At 35.5% G+C, this 17,422-nt stretch carries 15 protein-coding genes; 1 reads left to right on the top strand and 14 read right to left on the bottom strand.

Going from position 1 to position 17,422, the window contains the following annotated elements:
• Nucleotides 1-4: 4 nt before the first annotated feature.
• From APRE_RS03545 to murB, 10 genes are all read right to left on the bottom strand, one after another.
• Nucleotides 5-841 carry a nucleotidyl transferase AbiEii/AbiGii toxin family protein gene (locus APRE_RS03545; RefSeq protein WP_015777629.1) on the bottom strand — a complete coding sequence of 279 codons (837 nt, stop codon included), beginning with the start codon at nucleotides 839-841 and terminating at the stop codon, nucleotides 5-7.
• Nucleotides 838-1,425, bottom strand: coding sequence for a type IV toxin-antitoxin system AbiEi family antitoxin domain-containing protein (locus APRE_RS03540; protein WP_015777628.1), 588 nt, complete (start codon nucleotides 1,423-1,425; stop codon nucleotides 838-840). The genes APRE_RS03545 and APRE_RS03540 overlap by 4 nt, the downstream gene beginning before the upstream one ends.
• Nucleotides 1,426-1,899: 474 nt before the next feature.
• A complete protein-coding gene (gene rlmD / locus APRE_RS03535) occupies nucleotides 1,900-3,147 on the bottom strand; it encodes a 23S rRNA (uracil(1939)-C(5))-methyltransferase RlmD (RefSeq protein ID WP_015777627.1) in 1,248 nt (415 codons plus the stop codon).
• A complete protein-coding gene (gene pyk, locus APRE_RS03530) occupies nucleotides 3,147-4,919 on the bottom strand; it encodes a pyruvate kinase (protein WP_015777626.1) in 1,773 nt (590 codons plus the stop codon). Before pyk ends, rlmD begins: the two co-directional genes overlap by 1 nt.
• An 8-nt stretch (nucleotides 4,920-4,927) precedes the next feature.
• Complete coding sequence (gene pfkA, locus APRE_RS03525; RefSeq protein WP_015777625.1) at nucleotides 4,928-5,887, bottom strand: 6-phosphofructokinase; 960 nt, start codon at nucleotides 5,885-5,887, stop codon at nucleotides 4,928-4,930.
• 9 nt (nucleotides 5,888-5,896) lie between these two features.
• Nucleotides 5,897-9,343, bottom strand: coding sequence for a DNA polymerase III subunit alpha (locus tag APRE_RS03520; protein WP_015777624.1), 3,447 nt, complete (start codon nucleotides 9,341-9,343; stop codon nucleotides 5,897-5,899).
• 10 nt (nucleotides 9,344-9,353) lie between these two features.
• The gene (whiA, locus tag APRE_RS03515; RefSeq protein WP_015777623.1) at nucleotides 9,354-10,256 is read right to left on the bottom strand and encodes a DNA-binding protein WhiA; all 903 of its coding nucleotides are present in this window, start codon (nucleotides 10,254-10,256) and stop codon (nucleotides 9,354-9,356) included.
• A gap of 12 nt (nucleotides 10,257-10,268) precedes the next feature.
• Nucleotides 10,269-10,991: a tyrosine-protein phosphatase gene (locus APRE_RS03510; RefSeq protein ID WP_015777622.1), complete on the bottom strand. Its 723-nt coding sequence runs from the start codon at nucleotides 10,989-10,991 to the stop codon at nucleotides 10,269-10,271.
• A complete protein-coding gene (gene rapZ, locus APRE_RS03505) occupies nucleotides 10,985-11,833 on the bottom strand; it encodes an RNase adapter RapZ (protein WP_015777621.1) in 849 nt (282 codons plus the stop codon). The genes APRE_RS03510 and rapZ overlap by 7 nt, the downstream gene beginning before the upstream one ends.
• Nucleotides 11,833-12,735 carry a UDP-N-acetylmuramate dehydrogenase gene (murB, locus tag APRE_RS03500; RefSeq protein ID WP_015777620.1) on the bottom strand — a complete coding sequence of 301 codons (903 nt, stop codon included), beginning with the start codon at nucleotides 12,733-12,735 and terminating at the stop codon, nucleotides 11,833-11,835. The genes rapZ and murB overlap by 1 nt, the downstream gene beginning before the upstream one ends.
• 181 nt (nucleotides 12,736-12,916) lie before the next feature.
• Between murB and rpmB the strand changes: the two genes are divergently transcribed.
• A complete protein-coding gene (gene rpmB / locus APRE_RS03495) occupies nucleotides 12,917-13,105 on the top strand; it encodes a 50S ribosomal protein L28 (protein ID WP_015777619.1) in 189 nt (62 codons plus the stop codon).
• An 84-nt stretch (nucleotides 13,106-13,189) separates the two neighbouring features.
• Here the strand turns inward: rpmB and rpe are convergent, their stop codons facing one another.
• From rpe to APRE_RS03475, 4 genes are read right to left on the bottom strand one after another with little or no spacing between them, the layout of a single operon-like run.
• On the bottom strand, nucleotides 13,190-13,867 hold the full coding sequence (gene rpe / locus APRE_RS03490) for a ribulose-phosphate 3-epimerase (protein WP_015777618.1): 678 nt from the start codon (nucleotides 13,865-13,867) through the stop codon (nucleotides 13,190-13,192).
• Nucleotides 13,861-14,733 (bottom strand): ribosome small subunit-dependent GTPase A, encoded by an 873-nt coding sequence (gene rsgA / locus APRE_RS03485; protein WP_015777617.1) that lies wholly within the window; start codon nucleotides 14,731-14,733, stop codon nucleotides 13,861-13,863. The genes rpe and rsgA overlap by 7 nt, the downstream gene beginning before the upstream one ends.
• Entirely contained in the window at nucleotides 14,730-16,688 is a 1,959-nt protein-coding gene (pknB, locus tag APRE_RS03480; protein ID WP_015777616.1) for a Stk1 family PASTA domain-containing Ser/Thr kinase, read from the bottom strand. The genes rsgA and pknB overlap by 4 nt, the downstream gene beginning before the upstream one ends.
• An 8-nt stretch (nucleotides 16,689-16,696) precedes the next feature.
• On the bottom strand, nucleotides 16,697-17,422 hold the full coding sequence (locus APRE_RS03475; protein ID WP_015777615.1) for a Stp1/IreP family PP2C-type Ser/Thr phosphatase: 726 nt from the start codon (nucleotides 17,420-17,422) through the stop codon (nucleotides 16,697-16,699).

Below are 17,422 nucleotides of genomic sequence, written 5' to 3'. Positions count from 1 at the left end.
TAGATCAACTTGTTGTTTTCGAGACGATTCTCACTACATCAACAACCTTATCAAAGCTCAAATCTCCAATATACTTATTTTCACCGAGATATACTACCCACAAGGATCTTAGGTATGAATCTTCTTTTATATCCTCAATTATTTCCTCATAGTCTTGCATTATCTCCCAGCTTCCTCTTTGGTTTGAGGTTCTTTCTATTGCTTCTTTTAAAATTTTATAATCTATCTCATCTTTTTTTAGTTTGTAGAGAGTGTATAGGTCATAAAAGTCTCTCATTCGTGTGGTTGTTATATTTCTTCTGATTATGGTTTCGTATTTTTCAGCTAAAATTGTTTCTAATGGATATGCCATTATTTTTATATCTTCTTGGCTAAAGATACAGGGATAAGTATATTCTATTTCCCTTGGTGTTATTGCATCACCCGTTGTTAGGTCAAGTTTCATAGAGTTTTTGGTCTTTCCAACATTTGCTATTAATGAAATTCTAAAGTTCTCGTACTCATCCTCTTCTCTAATATAACTTATGTCTTTTATTTCAAATTTTATTCCATCATCTACATTGATATCTATAATTTCATCTACGATTTCTTTTATTTTTTCTTCTTTTAGGGGTATGCCTTTTATAGTTGTGTCCATATCCATAGTTGTTCTATTTTCAATTCCAATTAAGGAAGATATTAAGAATCCTCCTTTTATTACAAAATTATTTTTGTAATTTGATTTAGATAGCCTTTCTAAAAATCTTTCAAAAAAATATATTTGCAAAACTTCTTGCGACTTCAGATTTTTCTTTATTGCCAGACTTCTTATCTTGCCCTTTATACTCTCGATATTAATCACGATAATACCTCCATATATTTCCTAATTTCATTTTCTATTTTAAATAGTCTACTGTATTTTATGAGTAGTCTTAGATTTTTATTTGGTGATTTAAAGTATCTTTTTAAGGCTTCTGTAAAAATCTGTTTATCTATTTTTTCGCTGTCGATTATGATGTCACAAATTGTTCGGTCTATATCATAAACTGGTATGAGATTGCCTTGCGGTGATTTTATTTCTGTCTTTCCTATTTCGTATAAATCTTTTTTTACATAGTGAACTTGTAGATCTTCGTACCTCTTTTTGATATGGCTGGCATTGTAGCCCTGGGGTACAGATATATGAAATACATTTGGGGTCCTATCTGATAGGTCATGTAGATATAGGGCTGTTTGATGGGAAAATATAATTCGATTACTATTGGATGATATTAAAACAAAATCGTCTATTACTTTTCCTTTTAATTGATATAGTCCTGGTCTTAATCTTTCTAATTGTCCGCTCTTTGTTAATTCTGATAGATTATGCCTAGTATATCCAAGTTCTTCTGCTTCTTTGTTGGTGATTACTAAATTTTCTTGTATATAATTTTTAAGTGTATGCATAGTCCGCCTCCTCTCGTTTACGCTTTTATTATATATTATAAAAGCGAATATGTAAAGTTGGCTTATGAGTTTTTCTTTTTAAAAAAGGATGTAACGAATCCTTACTCCCTTTCTAAAATTATTCTTTCTTAACTCAATATTACTAATATTATTATAGTTACTCTCCGATATTCGGAGTTCTTGAATTCCGATTTTCGGAAGTCTGGACTTCTGCTTTTCGGAAATTAGATTTTGTATTATTCGTAATATTTAAAATTTATATGTACCAACTTTTTAGAAAAAAAGAGCAGCCTTTTAAGCTACTCTTGTAGAAAGTACAAAATGGGTTAATTATATTTTTTGTGTTTCCTCATACCAGTTGCAAAACTACTCTTACGTCCATATAGTTTTTTTGAGTCTTTTTGACGTATCCTTCTTCATCTTTATCGAAGACAAAATGCTTATAAAACTGCTTAAAATGCAGGATTTCTAAATTTACATCTTTTGTATCAACGCTATAGCTTCCACATGCATAGTCTGCGGGAACATATCCACTGCTTTTATTTCTTTTAGTTCATATCCCCTGTCCATAAATCTTTTGATATCTCTTGCGAGGGTTTGGGGGTTGCAGGAGATGTAGATTATGTTTTTTATTTTCGTTTTGGCTAGCGTCTTAATTATTTCTTTGTCTAGGCCTGCCCTTGGTGGATCTACTGTTACTGTTTGTATTTTTTCTTTTTCTATAAATTTCTGGTCAATGTAATTGGCGTTTTTGTCGATGAATTTGTAGTCTGTTAAATTGTTTATTTTGGCATTTTCTTTAGCATCTTTGATGGCACTTTTGTTGATTTCTATTCCAACTATATTATCATCATTTAGGGCGATTGATGATATTCCTGATCCGCAGAAAAGGTCTAGGAGCTTTTTGTTCTTTTCTAGGTATTTTCTTGCATTTTGATATAGGTTTTCTATTTGATAATCATTTACTTGGTAGAAGTCATCTTTCGATACCTTAAAGGATTTATCTTTCACTTTGAATATGAGATGGTCTTTACCTAGGGTTTTTATTTTCTTTTTGTTTATTATATTAATATTATATGGAAGGTCCTTATGATTTTCTTTTAGATATTTATATAGTTTTTCTTCTTCTTTACTATAAATGTTTAAAAGGATTTCGCAGGAATTACTTCTTATGCTTATTTCTCTTATTATATTGCCAAGGTCTTTAACTATAGTAGTGACTAGATTTTGAATTTTTCCTAAATTTTCTATTATATGCTCATTGGCAAGGAGGCAATCTTTGATTTCTACTAGGTCATTTGAGGATTTCTTGTTATAGGAAAGCCTTCCCTTCTTGTCTACTTGTAGTCTTATTTTGTTCCTGTAAGAGAGAGTTTCGCTTGTAATTATTTCTAAATCGTCTATTTCTATGGCACAAGTTTTCTTGATTGCCTTTGTGATTAGATTTTTCTTTAATTTAATTTGCTCATCATAATTTATATCCATAATAGTACAACCCCCACATTCATAATAATATGGACATGGAGGTTGTGTATAATACGGACTTTGAGAAGTTGTTTTGACTTTTCTTGCTTCTATGAAATTTTTCTTTTCTTTTATTATTTCAATGTCGCAAGATTCTCCAAAAGTTGCTCCTTCTATAAAGTATACTTTTGAATCTTTCTTGCCAACTCCTCTGCCGTCTTGTAGGATATCAATTATCTTAATATCTTTGATGATCATTAGATAACTTTTGTTTCTCCTTTGTATATTACTCCGCCTATTGGGTCTACTGTAATTGTTTCGCCTTCTTCTACGAGATTGATTACATTTACAGCTCCTACTACTGCAGGGATTCCAAAGTGAACTGCGGCTACTGCTGTGTGGCTTGTTAGTCCACCAGTTTCTGTTACTACAGCTGAGGCTTTTTCTATATATTCTGTGATGTCAGAATCAGTGAATTTCGCAACTATGATGTCGCCTTCTTCAAATTTACCTTCTAGTTCCTTTTTTGTTGATCCTATTACAACTTTTCCTGATACTGATTTGCTTCCAATTCCTGTACCGCTTGTTAGAATATCTCCAATAACGTGAACTTTGATTAGGTTACTTGTTCCAGATACTCCTAGAGGGATTCCTGCTGTTACTACTGTTAGGTCTCCTTCTTCTACGTAATTTTCAGCAAGTGCACCAACTATCGCTCTTTCGATAAGCTCATCAGTTTCAGTTGCTTCTTGGATTACTATTGGATATACTCCCCATACAATTGATAGTTGTCTAGCAACTCTATCAGAGATTGTTGCAGCAATTATATTTGTCTTAGGTTTGAATTTAGATATTACTCTAGATGTATTACCACTTGCTGTACAAGAGATTATTGCCTTGGCATTTAGCTCTTCTGCGATGTTTTTGGTTGATCTTGCTATTGAGTTGGTTGTTGTGTTTGCTGAGTGAATTTTAACATCGTAGATGTTTTGATAGAAGTCATCTGATAGCTCTGTTGTGATACAGATGTTTCTCATTGTCTTAACTGCTTCTATTGGGTATTTTCCACCAGCTGTTTCTCCTGAAAGCATTACACAGTCAGTTCCATCGATAATAGCGTTGGCAACGTCAGTTGTCTCAGCTCTGGTTGGTCTTGGGTTTCTAATCATTGAGTCGAGCATTTGTGTAGCTGTGATAACTGGTTTTGCAGCATCATTACATTTTCTGATTACTTCTTTTTGTACTAATGGGATAAGCTCTGTTCTAATTTCTACACCGAGGTCTCCTCTAGCTACCATGATTCCATCACTTGCTTCTATGATTTCGTCTACGTTATCTACACCTTCTTGGCTTTCGATTTTAGAAATAATCTTGATGTGTTCTCCACCGTGATCTTCTAGGACTTTTCTGATATCATATACGTCTTCTTTTTTACGAACAAAAGATGCTGCGATGATGTCAATGTCATTTTCTATACCAAATTTGATATCATCAACGTCTTTTGGTGTAATAGCAGGAAGGTTTGTCTTTGAGCCTGGTAGGTTAACTCCCTTGTGGTCTGAAAGAATTCCGTTGTTTAGTGCCTTACAAACTACATCTGTGCCATCTTTAATTTCAATTACTTCTAGTTGAACAAGTCCGTCATCTATATAGATTTCGCTTCCTACTGATACATCTTCTGGTAGTCCTTCGTAAGAAACTGATACGATTGATTGGTCACCTTCTACGTCTCTTGTTGTTAGGGTGAAGATATCTCCTGGTTTAAGGTAGATTTCATCTACGTTAAAGTTACCAGTTCTGATTTCTGGTCCCTTAGTATCTAGCATTATAGCTACAGGCACGTTTAGTTTTCTTCTGATTCTTCTGATTGTTTTAATCTTTGCTAAGTGCTCTTCGTGAGTTCCGTGAGAGAAGTTAAGTCTTGCAACGTTCATCCCATTGTTGATTAGTTCTTCTAGGATAGCTGGATCTTCACTAGCTGGTCCAATTGTACATACTATTTTTGTCTTTTTTAAAATTTCAGGTTTCATTATTACTCCTATCTTGATAAAGAATTTGCAAGTTCGTATAATTTTTCGTCGAATTCGCTTCTTTTGCTTACTGCTTCATCAATGCTAACTTCTATAATGCTTCCATCTACATAGCCGATCGCAAGGTTTGTCTTTCCCTCTTCAAGCAGTCTAACAGCACGAGATCCCATTGATGAACCTAAGAGTCTGTCTACCGCAGATGGTGAACCTCCTCTTTGTACGTGGCCTAAGATTGTAACCTTAGTTTCGATTCCTGTCTTCTCTTCTAGCTCTTTGGCAAGAGAATAAGGATCGCCAACACCTTCAGCAAGCGTGATTAGGTGGTGAAGCTTACCTCTTTTTCTACCGTGTTCCATCTTATCGATTATTTCACTGATAGAGAAATTGTGCTCTGGTACTATAATAGACTCAGCTCCTCCTGCAAGTCCTGAGTAAAGAGCGAGGTCTCCGCAGTGACGACCCATAACTTCGATAACTACAGCCCTGCCGTGAGAACTTGATGTATCTCTGAGCTTGCCTATAGCATCTGTTACAGTTTCAATCGCTGTGAAAAATCCGATTGTAAAGTCGGTATAGCCCATGTCATTATCGATTGTTCCTGGGATTCCTATTGTGTTGATTCCAAGATCAGATAGGGCTTTAGCTCCCTTGAAGGATCCGTCTCCTCCTATTACGATTAAGCCTTCAATGCCATAATCATTTAGGATTTGTGCACCTCTTTTTTGTCCTTCTGGTGTTTCGAACTCTAAGCTTCTTGCAGTACCTAGAATGGTACCACCCTTATGGATGATATCTGCAACTGATGATACATTCATCTCATAGATATCTCCTTGCATCAGTCCATCATAACCGTTTCTTATACCTTTGATACGTAAACCACTGTTAAGGGCTGTTCTTACCGCAGCTCTTATAGCGGAATTCATACCTGGAGCATCTCCTCCACTTGTAAGTATTCCTATAGTTTTCATAACAACTCCTTAAGTAATCTTAACATTTTCTTTTCCTAAAAACTCTTCTAATACTTTAATGCTTTTTTCATTAATATCAAACCATAATTTCTTATCTAGTTTGACACTTTTATTTTTGTCAGCAAAATATATAACAACGGGTGTAGTCCCCTTATTTTGCACTAGAATGTTTCTAACTTTATTATACTCTAAGTATTCAGATTTTAAGTATAAAGTTTTAAAATTTAACTTCTCTATGTCGACAAACTCGTTTGTTAATAGTTTTATATCTCTTTCATCTACTTGAAGATTTCCCTTAACTATTACCGCACTATCTTCATCTATTACATTCCTATATTTCCTGTAGACTTCTGGGAAAATCACAATCTCTATTGACCCCTGCATGTCTTCAAGGGTAGCAAAGCACATCAATTGCCTTTTCTTGGTCATAATTTCTGACTTGTTTGTGATGACTCCAGCCATCGATACAAATTTGTTATCGAGTAAATGAATCCTCGTATCATCAATATGGTCTTTATAATCTGTTGTGAAATTAACAAAATCACCAAGCCTATCTCCCAGATCTGATAAGGGATGATCAGATATATAAAAGCCTAAGACCTCTTTTTCTAGCTTTAGTTTAGTCTTCTTAGGAAATTCATTAATCTCTTGAATCCTAACATCTTCTTTAGGCTTATCGGCTAAGTCGTCTAGTAAATTAAGTTGACCTTTGACATTAATCTTTCTATTATCAGAGACAGCAGAAATTGCTTTTTCATAGATTGCCATGAGGGAAGACCTAGTGTATTTTAAGCTATCGAAGGCTCCTGCCTTGATGAGGGATTCTATTCCCTTCTTGTTAAGAGATCTCGAATCGATCTCGTCAACTCTTTGGAGGAAGTCCTTGAAGTTTGTAAACTTCCCATCCTTTTTCCTAGCCTTAACTATAGAATCGATAAGATTGCTTCCTACATTTTTGATTCCAGAAAGACCAAAGATAATCTTACCTTCTTCTACACTAAACTCAGCAAAGCTCTTGTTTACATCTGGAGGTAGGACTTCTATACCTAAGGCCTTGGTTTCATTTACATAAAGATAAAGCTTAGATGATTGATCCATCACAGAAGAGATCAGATTTGCCATGTACTCTTCTGGATAATAGTATTTTAGATAAGCCGTTTGTATAGCAACCAAAGAATATGCTGCCGAGTGAGATTTATTGAAGGCATATTTGGCAAAGGAAATCATTTCATCGTAGATTTGATTTGCCGAAGATTCATCAACTCCATTTCTGATACAACCTGGAATTACAACATTGCCACTTGAATCAGTTTTCCCCTTGATGAAAATTCCCCTATTTTCTTCCATAACTGCCATCTTCTTCTTGGACATGGCTCGTCTTAGATTATCCGCTTCTCCCAAGGAGTAACCTGCAAGTTTCTGGACAATCTGCATTACTTGTTCCTGATAGACAATAATACCGTACGTTACATCAAGGATTGGCTTAAGGGCCGGATCTATAAAAGTCACATCCGCCGGGTTATTTTTGTTATGGATGTATTTGGGAATCTCATCCATTGGACCTGGTCTAAATAGGGAGTTTGCTGCTATTAAATCATCGAAGACTGTCGGCTTTAGATTCTTTAGGAAGTTTCTCATCCCTGCCGATTCAAACTGAAAAATTCCTATCGTCTTAGCATTATTGAATTGATCTATAACATTTTTGTCATTTACATCAATTTTGGATAGGTCTACGTCGATTCCCCTATTCTTTTTGACATCTTTTATGGTGTTTTTGATTACTGTTAAGTTTCTAAGACCTAAAAAGTCCATCTTAAGTAGACCTAGCTCCTCGATTTCAGTCATGTCGTATTGGGTAACTACCAAATCATTGGATAAGGCTAATGGGATTATATCAGTTAGGACCTCCTTGGAAATCACCACTCCTGCAGCGTGAATCGAGGTATGTCTTGGAAGGCCCTCAACCTTTCTTGCTGTATCGATTAGTCTTTTCGCTTCGACATCACTTTCATATATTTCCTTAAACTTAGACGAAGAATCAAAGGCCTTATCGATTGTCATCCCTATGGCTTGGGGGATGAGCTTAGCAATCTTATCTACCTTGGCATAAGAAATATCTAGGACTCTTCCTACATCTCTTACTGCATTTCTTGCCTGCATCCTACCGAAGGTTACTATTTGGGATACGTGATCTCTACCGTAAAGTTCGTTCACATACTCTACTACCTTATCACGGAGGACGTAGTCAAAGTCTATATCTATATCAGGCATTGATACTCTTTCAGGATTTAGGAATCTTTCGAAAATCAGCTTGTATTTTAAGGGGTCAATTTGAGTAATATCCAATGCATAAGATACTATAGATCCCGCCGCAGAGCCTCTTCCCGGTCCTACCGCTATGTCATTTTCCCTAGCATATCTTACAAAATCCCAAACTATTAGGAAATAATCGACATAACCCATATCAGCAATTACCTTTATTTCTTTATCTGCCCTAGATCTAATCTTCTCACTTATACTTCCATATTTTTTGATAAGTCCTTGATCTACGAGTTTTTTTAGATATTCTAAATCAGTTAGGCCTTCCTCAACCTTAGTAAAATAAGGGAGATGGGGTTCATGGAAGGTAAATTCTACATTACATTGGTCAGCAATTTTTTGAGTGTTTTCGATAGCCCCCTGATAGGCTCCAAAAAGTTCCTTCATCTCATTATAAGATTTAAGGTAAAACTCACTAGCTGGCATCTTCATTCTATCTTCGTCTTTAACGAGCTTTCCTGTTTGAATGCACAAAAGGACGTCCTGATAGTAGGCGTCTTCTTTATTTATATAATGGATATCATTGGTAGCAACTAGGGGAATATCCTCTTCCTCATGGATTCTTGCAAGTCCCCTATTTACAATATTTTGCTCTTTTATCCCGTGATTTTGAAGCTCTAGGTAGAAGTTTCCCTTGCCGAAGGCCTCTTCATATCTTTGAGCAGTCTCTTTTGCACTTTCGTAGTCATTTTCTATAAGCCTTTGACTAACTTCACCATTAAGGCAAGCGGATAGGGCTATAATATCCTCACTGTATTTTTTGATAAAATCAAAAGAAACCCTTGGCTTGTAGTAAAAACCATTTACATAGGCTTCTGATACAATCTTTATAAGATTTTTGTAGCCATCCATGTTTTTTGCTAGAAGAATCAAATGATAATATCTCCTATTTGACGCTTCCTTTATGGTATGATCATTTTCGCTAACATAGACTTCACAGCCTATTATGGGCTTGATTCCTCGCTTTTTAGCTTGCTTGTAGAATTCTATAACTCCATACATCTGACCATGGTCTGTTATGGCAAGAGAGTCCATTCCGAGCTCTTTGGCCCTATCGAGGAGTAAATCAATTCTTGAGAATCCATCAAGTAAGGAATATTCTGTATGAACATGTAAGTGTGTAAATTTTCCTTGCATTTATCCTCCTCTACAAGTCTTCGGCAAGCTTTATAAATTTCTGCAACCTATAATTAACCTTGGCCTTGCTCATCACAGGATCCATCATCTGGCCAATTTCTTCGATAGAAATATAGGGATTATCTATCCTGATACTTGCAATTTCCTTCATATCTTCTGACAATTTAACGTATTCTTCGCTATTAATGACAGCTTTTATTGCATCTACTTGCCTTAAGGAAGCCTTGACTGTCCTATCTATGTTTGCCTTATCGAAATTCGTCTGCCTATTTATATCATTTCTTATAGACTTCATGGCCCTTACATTTTCTAGCTCAAACAAGGACTTATTTGCCCCGATTATAGCAAGAAAGTCGCTTATCTTATCAGAGTCTTTGATGTAGACAATATAATAATCTCCCCTATCATTAATTTTGGCATTTAAGCCGAAGGTGTCCATAGATTCTTTGATAAGTCTAAGCTCGTTTTCCTCACGGGCTATGATTTCTAGATTGTAACCTCTTTGAGGGTCGTTAATAGAGCCTTTGTAAATAAAGGCAATTTTAAGAAAAGACTTGATATCATCAAGGGAGACATCTTCAATATCCTTAAAGTTGTCTATAAAACCATGAGACTTTTTATTAATCAAATCCTCTGATATTTCATTATCTTCGACAAGAACTGTAAAGATCCTATCCCTATCCTTGTAAGATTTATCGAATATCTCAAAGGTTGAAGAATAATCATACAAGTCCTTAATCAAGTTATAAATATATCTGGCATATGAGTTGGAATCAGTTTCAAACTTGATATTATAACCACCCATATTTATTCTAATAGAGCCAATAAAATGAATAATCGATAGGAGCTCACCCATCTTTGATATAGGCTCTTTTTTTAGTACTTCCTTCTTACATCTTTTTGAAAAAGACATATATCACCCTAGCTATCCAGCTATTTTGTCCCTCACTTTTTCTATTGTTTCCCTATCAACCTTGGCGTAGAGAAGATAATCATCGAATGACTTATATTTTCTTAGAATGTAATCGTAGGCTTCCTTCATATTGTAAGGACTTGTAATCCTAAATACAGAAAAAGGATCATCCTCATCATATCTTTCGATATAACCAAGATGGGCCGAACTTACTTCATAATCTGCTATAATATCAGCTCTCGCCACATTAGAAATCCCCATAAGAATCATAGAAATAATCCCTGTCCTATCCTTACCCTCTTGGCAGTGAAATAGGCTTATCCCATCATTCTCAGCGAATATTTCCATAATCTCTTTGACTGCCTTATAGTTATCAATCAGATTCCTATAGCTTGTTCCTACTGATATTTCTTTATTTACAATTTTGTCTATATCTTCTTGTCTAAACTCCCTATCTCCTGCAAGAGAAACGTTGTAATAGTCGAAGTTCTCCTTGATTTTGGCAATACTTTTCTTATTTGGCTCAATCTCGCCTTCACGCCTTAAGTCTATTACTCTAGTAACTCCCATTTCCTTAAGGTAGTTAATGTCCCAATCTTTCGCATCATCTAGAGTCGCTGTTCTAATAAATTTCCCCCAGTTTGTCACCTTGCCATCAAGTGTTGGTACTCCACCTAAGTCTCTGGCGTTTTGGACATCCTTTAGGGGATATCTTTTCATATATTTTTTTACCATCTATCCTTCTCTCTATGTTTCTTAACTAAAATATAATCGTCATCTTTCATTCTCTCGTAGAGCTTTTCTACCATATAGACAGACCTATGTTGACCTCCTGTACATCCTATGGCAATATTTATAATATCCTTGCCTTGCTTTAAGAATTCCGGCACTAAGATTTTTATCATTTCATATAAATCATCTTCAAATTTTTTGGAGATCTCGAAAGAATCCAAATAATCTTGTAAATCCTTACAGGTTCCATTCAATGTTTTAAATTCTTTTATATAATAAGGATTAGGCAAGAATCTCATATCAAATACAAATTCAAAATTATCACTGAGTCCATACTTGAAACCAAAAGATATGAGATTTATTATAATCTTATCCTTTTTTAGGGCAGAATCTTCAATTACCCTCTTAAGCTCAGCAATTTTATAATTACTGGTATCGATAAACCTATCTGCAATCTTTCTAATAGGCTTAAGCATATCCTTTTCTTTTTCTATTCCTTCGCTTACATTTCCGTACTCGCCCATAGGATGAGGGCGTCTTAGCTCGTTGTATCTTTTGAAAATCACCTCATCAGCTGAGTATATGTAGATGATTTCTGTATCTATATTGGCTTTCTTAAGTCTAAGGAGGGAATCGTAAAGGTCATCGTCTAGGGCATAGGATCTAAAGTCTATTACAACTGCCATCTTTTCAATAGGATTTTCTTGATTTGCATTAAGCTCTATGAATTTTTCTATTAAGTAGGCTGGGACATTATCCATAGCGTAATATCCCATGTCCTCAAAGGCACGAAGGGCTGTAGTCTTACCTGAACCGCTTAGGCCTGTGATAATTTTAAGTATCATTAAAAGTCTCCGATTAGTTTAACTTCTCTTTCTAATACAAATCCTGTCTTTTCATTTACTATCTTAGAAACTTCTTCTATAAAAGAAAGCATATCCTCGCATGTAGCATGATCTATATTGATTATAAAACCACAATGTTTCTCGCTAACTTGGCATTCGCCCTTCCTATAACCTCTAAGTCCACATTCATCTATTAGCTTTGATGCATAAGATCCTGTAGGTCTTTTAAAGGTTGAACCAGCTGATTTTCTATCTAGGGGTTGCTTAGTAGTTCTTCTATCGGTGAAGTCTTGGTATCTTTCTTCGATTTCTTCCTTATTTCCTGCTTCTAACTTAAAGCTTGCAGAAGAAACTATTAGTTCATCTTCAAAGATTTTGGAATGTCTGTAGGAAAAATTCATCTGACTGTTAGTAAAGTTATATTCCTTGCCAGCAAAATCGAAGGCCTTGACATTAACACATATATCTTTAATCTCTCCACCATAGGCTCCTGCATTCATAGCAACAGCTCCTCCAACTGATCCTGGTATGCCTGATATCTCTTCCATGCCAGCAAGTCCTCTTTCTATAGCAAATAGGGCAAGCTCATTTAAGCTCGTTCCTGCTAGGGCTGTTAGGATATCTCCATCTCTTTCGATTTTGTCGAAATTATCTGCCAAAACTATGATACAACCCCTAATCCCCTTATCACTGATTAGAAGGTTGGATCCTCTTCCTATTACTGTAGTCTTAATATTTTCTCTATGGTTTATCTTTAGTATATTTTGTAGTTGTTCTTCTGTGTTTGGTTTGATCATGACATCGGCTTTACCGCCTATGCCAAAAGTAGTGTAGTCTCTTAAAGATTGGTCTAATAAAACTTCGCCTATATCCTCATTTTTGTATATAGATACTAAATCCATATTACCTCCTGCGATTCATTTAAATCTTTTTTATTACTACAAAGACTATACCATAAAGACTGTCCAATAACTATTGGGGAGACTTGGCAAATTATTTTAGGAAAAATCGAAAGAAAAATTTGTAATTTGTCTTGATATTTGGTAGAATAATAAAGATGAATAAAAGCTAGGAGGTGTAAGAATGGCAAGAACATGTGATATCTGCGGTAAGGGAACACAATCAGGTAAGAATGTAACTTTCTCTCACAGACAAATCAATAGAAAATTTAAGGCAAATGTTCATAAAGTTAAAGCTTTAGTTGATGGAACACCTAAAACAATCAATGTATGTGCAAAATGTCTAAAAAGCGGTAAAGTAGAAAAAGCATAATTGCAAAATGTTTTTTTATTTTAAATAAGATTTAACGACCACCGAGTAATCAGTGGTTCTTTTATTTAAAAAGCACTTGAGGTCTTAATCCCTACAAGTGCTTTTTGCTTGGTCAAATATCTTATAATATTCTTCTATTTGTTTTTTGATATCATCTTTTCCGAATATATCGGATCCTGATACTATCTCGTCACATCCTGCACCAATAACCCTGCTTACATTAGTTGTTTTGATGCCTCCGTCGATTTCAATCTTAGTATCAAGCTTATTTTTATCAATATATTCTCTAAAAATCTGTACCTTATCAAGGCTATCTTCCATAAAGCTTTGCCCGCCAAATCCTGGCTCGACACTCATTACAAGTACGCAATCCAAATCTTTTAGTAAGGGCAAAATCTCTTTTGGATCTGTTGCAGGCTTTAGAGTAATACCTGCTTCTATGCCAAAAGACTTTATAAGGCTAATCACTTCCCTTGGATTATCAGTAGCCTCTATATGAAAAGTGATTCTATCAGAACCTGCCTTTACGAACCTTTCTATATATCTTTCAGGTCTTTCTATCATAAGATGAGTGTCAAAGAAATAATCATTTCTATTTCTGATATCCTCTATCACCTTGAAGCCAAAGGAGATATTTGGTACGAAAATTCCATCCATCACGTCTATATGAAGCATCTTAAGTCTCGTATCTTTAGTATCGTCTAGATTTTCTTGTAATCTTGAAAAGTCACATGAAAGTATTGAAGGTGCTAGTTCTACCATTTATTTTCTCTCCTTTTTTTAACTTCCTCAAAAAGCATGAGGTAATTATCATATCTACTTTTAGAAATAAGCCCATCAGCTAAATAGCTTTTTACTCCACAGGCTGGTTCATTAATATGGTTACAATCCTTAAACTTACATCTCTTATCCCTAAATTCCCTAAACAAATACTTTAATTCTTTCTCATCTTCTATAAAGTCGATATCAAAAGAGTCAAAGCCAGGAGTGTCAAAGAGGAAGCTTTCATCTCCTATTTTAAATATTTCTGTATGGCGGGTGGTGTTCTTCCCCCTCTTACTCTTTTCAGAAATAGATCCAGTCTCTACTTCTATATCGATTAAATTGTTAAGGAAGGTGGATTTACCCACACCGCTTGCTCCTGATACTGCAGATGTCTTGTTCTTTAAGATATCTAGTATTTTTTCTTTAGGGAAATTATCGAAATTGTCAAGACTTATAAGCTTATATCCTATATTTTCATAAATATTTTCGAAATCTTTTACTTCATTTTCATCACATAAGTCAATCTTCGAAAGAACTATCACCACATCCATATCCTTGTACTCGCACATAGCGAGATATTTATCAAGATTATAGAGATTTAGGATTGGGTCCTTGATTGTCGCAAATAGTAAAATCTGGTCTATGTTAGAAATATTTGGTCTCTTTATTTCGTTCTTTCTTGGGAGAATTTCAGTAATATAGGCCTTACGATCTTCTAGATCATCGATTACTACATTATCCCCAACCAGAGGCTTAATCTTTTTTACCCTGAAATTCCCCCTAGCCTTGGCCATTAGGATTTTTCCATTACAGTCTACATAATATAATTCTTTTTGAGCTTTGATAATCTTTCCTTGTTTCAATTTACTGTATACACTCCGTAAGATTCATCATCAACCAAGACTTCAAACTTAGTATTTTGTATTGCTTGGAAGTTTAGTTGTAGGACTTGGCTTTCATCTAAATCCTTGCTAGTTTGATTTTGGTCATATAAGATGTCGCTTCGCTTATCGTTGTCATCAAGCTTATAAATTTTGACGTTGAATTTATCTTTTCCATTATTTATATTAAGTCTTAAATCTACGTTTTTAGCCTGGCCTGTCTTTTCTTCTTTTTCCTTCTCCTTCTTACCAGCAGAAATTACTAGGTCAATTTGAGATTGTGGTGCTACTTGGGTTCCTTCAGATATAGATTGGCTTATAACATTGCCCTTTTCTACATCTTCACTTTCCCTGTAGTCTACATTTCTAAGGACGAGTCCGTATTGACTGATTAGGCTTGCCGCTTGTTCCTCACTCATACCGATAAGGCTTGGAACTTCAATGTTTTCAATTTTTTCTTCTGGCCCTGCACTAATAACAAGGTCGACCTTACTTCCTGCTTGAAGGTTCGTAGCAGATCTTGGGTTTTGATCAATGATTAAGTCTTTTTCGACTTGATCACTATATTCCGTGCTCGTCCTTCCTATACTTAAACCCAACTCTTTGAGTTTTTCTTCTGCCTCTGTTAGGTTGAGTCCAGCAAGGTCTGGCACGCTCACTTCTCTTCCCGCACTGATTACAAGATTTACTGTAGTTCCTTTTTTAACTTCAGTATTTGCCTCAGGGTCTTGCTTCATTACCTTGCCCTTATCGTAGTCATCGCTTTCTTCTGTTCTTGAAATATTTGCCTTAAGTCCTCTTTTTTCAAGTTCCTTTACTGCCATTTCTTGACTTAAGTTTATAACTGTTGGAACTTCAAGGATATCATCCTTTGGCCTTGACATGAAGTAATACACTGCCCCAACCAAAATTAGTGCAAGTAGGGCCAGTGGCCAAATCTTAAGTGATTTAGTTTTCTCCTTTTCTTCTGGCACTTCATCTGTAGGAGAAACATAAACTGCTTCTTCTGACTTTGGAAGAACTTCCTTCTTTGCTTTTTTCTTCTTTTTCTTTCCCTTATTTGGGACAACTATTGGAATTCTCGCTGTCTCTTCAAGGACCTGCTCATTTGAGAAATTCTGATTTTCAAGACTATCTATAAGCTCTGTCGCATTTAGGAATCTATTGCCTGGCTCCTTTTCAAGAAGCTTCATAATAATGAAATTTAGATGATCAGAAAGATCAGGGGTTAATTCCTTGGCAGGCCTTGCCTTATCTTGAATGTGCATTACAGCAATTCCTACAGAATTATCTGCATCAAATGGAACCCTTCCAGTTGCCATCTCATACATCACAGCTCCAAGAGAATACAGATCGCTTTTCTCATCGACAATCTTGCCCTTGGCTTGTTCTGGTGATATATAATGAACTGTTCCTAGAATGGATGATGTATATGTTATGGTAGCATTTGATGAGACTCTTGCTATACCAAAATCTGTTACCTTAGCAAGGCCAAACTTATCTATCAAAATGTTTTGTGGCTTGATATCCCTGTGGATAATACCTGATGCGTGGGCAGACTTTAAGGCTTGGGCTATCTGTACAGAATAATCTATTATATCGTGGTTAGAAAGCTTTCCTTCTTCATCTATTAGATCCTTAAGAGTTTGCCCTTCAACATATTCCATGACTATATAGTAAATCTTTCTTCCTTCAAGGAGGTCTTCTCCTATATCGTAGACATTTACTATATTGACATGATTAAGCTTTGCAGCAGACTGAGCTTCATTGTTGAATTTCTTTAGAAACTCCTCATCTTCTGCATATTGCTCCTTAAGTACCTTAATGGCAACAAATCTATCGAGTAGCCTATCTTTGGCCTTGTAGACCTTAGCCATTCCTCCAAGGCCAATCTGCTCTATAATCTCGTACCTATTGTCCAAAATTATCTTTTCCATATTACCTCTTATATCAAAATCGTGGTCACTGTTATATTATCGCGACCACCCTTATTAAGTGCTAGTTCAACAAGTCTTGATGAGATATCATATGCCTCATCAGATTCGTTAACTACTTTAGTTATCTCTTCATCTGTAAGCTCGTTAGACAAACCATCTGTAAACATCAAAACTACATCCCCATCTTTCATAGAGAAAGTCTGACTTTCTGGCTCTATCACATCCTCTGTGCCAACAGCCTTGGTTATAGCGGACTTGTTAATGAAGTTTTCGGCCTCATCTTCTGTTAGAGAACCTGTATCTATTAGGTCATTAATCAAAGAGTGGTCTCTCGTTTTTAGGCTAAGTTTTTTATCCTGGTAGATATAAATCCTAGAATCCCCAACATGAGATATGTAATAAGTAGCATTTTTCCTATCAATTATCATACAAACGACAGTAGTCCCCATCCTAAGGCCTTCGCTATCGTCTGACAATTCATAGATCTTGCTGTTGGCATACTTTATAGCTTCCTCTTGAAGGTCGATATAGGATGAGTAGTCATCTAAGTTTGCCTTTTCAATAAAGTCAATATAAGACTTGCTTGCTAGCTTACTTGCAACTTCTCCCCTACTGTGGCCTCCCATACCATCGGCAACTATAAAAAAATCTAAGTCACCAATGGTCGTATTTGCATAGGCATCTTCATTTTCCTGCCTTATTTTTCCAATATTTGATATTGTACTAAATTTCAT

The organism is Anaerococcus prevotii DSM 20548 (genome assembly GCF_000024105.1).
GTDB lineage: Bacteria > Bacillota > Clostridia > Tissierellales > Peptoniphilaceae > Anaerococcus > Anaerococcus prevotii.
This window is presented reverse-complemented; position numbering and strand designations above follow the sequence as displayed.